1 rRNA gene is annotated in these 974 nt (G+C 53.5%); it reads right to left on the bottom strand.

What is annotated here, in order from left to right:
- A 23S ribosomal RNA gene (locus ACESZG_RS18900) occupies window positions 1-974 on the bottom strand; the annotation flags it as partial.

Raw genomic sequence — 974 nt, 5'->3', positions numbered from 1 at the left:
GGCATTGTCCCACCGCCGGGTCACGGCGGCTGGTTAGAAACCCAATACTGCAAGGGTGGTATCCCAACAGCGGCTCCATGGCAACTGGCGTTACCATTTCTCAGCCTCCCACCTATCCTGTACATGCAATACCGAGTCCCAGTACCAGACTGGAGTAAAGCTCCATGGGGTCTTTCCGTCCTGGCGCAGGTAACCAGCATCTTCACTGGTACTTCAATTTCACCGGATGCATTGTCGAGACAGCGCTCAAATCATTACGCCTTTCGTGCGGGTCGGAACTTACCCGACAAGGAATTTCGCTACCTTAGGACCGTTATAGTTACGGCCGCCGTTTACTGGGGCTTAAATTCAAAGCTTCGCGTTACCGCTAACCTCTCCTCTTAACCTTCCAGCACCGGGCAGGCGTCAGCCCATATACCTCACCTTTCGGTTTCGCATAGACCTGTGTTTTTGCTAAACAGTTGCTTGAGCCTATTCTCTGCGGCCTGGTTTCCCAGGCACCCCTTATCCCTAAGTTACGGGGCCATTTTGCCGAGTTCCTTGACAATGCTTCTTCCGCCGGCCTTAGGATTCTCTCCTCATCCACCTGTGTCGGTTTACGGTACGGGTACGGTATAAACGATAGCGGCTTTTCTTGACGCATGGCTCACGGACTTCGCTACTTTATTTCGCTCCGCATCACGGCTTCCCATTGCCACCCGGATTTGCCAAAGTGACTGGTACCCCGCTTGCACCGGGCTTTCCATTCCCGGCTTCCGCTTTCCTTACGTGTCCCCACAGTTCTGTCATACCGCAGTACAGGAATCTCCACCTGTTGTCCATCGGCTACGACTCTCGTCCTCGCCTTAGGCCCCGACTTACCCAGAGCAGATCAGCTTTACTCTGGAAACCTTGGATATTCGGCCATAAGGATTCCCACCTTATTCTCGCTACTCATTCCGGCATTCTCTCTTCCATGCAGTCCACAGCTCCTT

Origin of the sequence: Blautia sp. Marseille-P2398, from assembly GCF_964240315.1 — a bacterium.
Taxonomy (GTDB): domain Bacteria; phylum Bacillota; class Clostridia; order Lachnospirales; family Lachnospiraceae; genus Blautia_A; species Blautia_A wexlerae.
The sequence above is the reverse complement of the archived record's forward strand: the minus strand, read 5'-3'. Positions and strand labels throughout refer to the sequence as shown.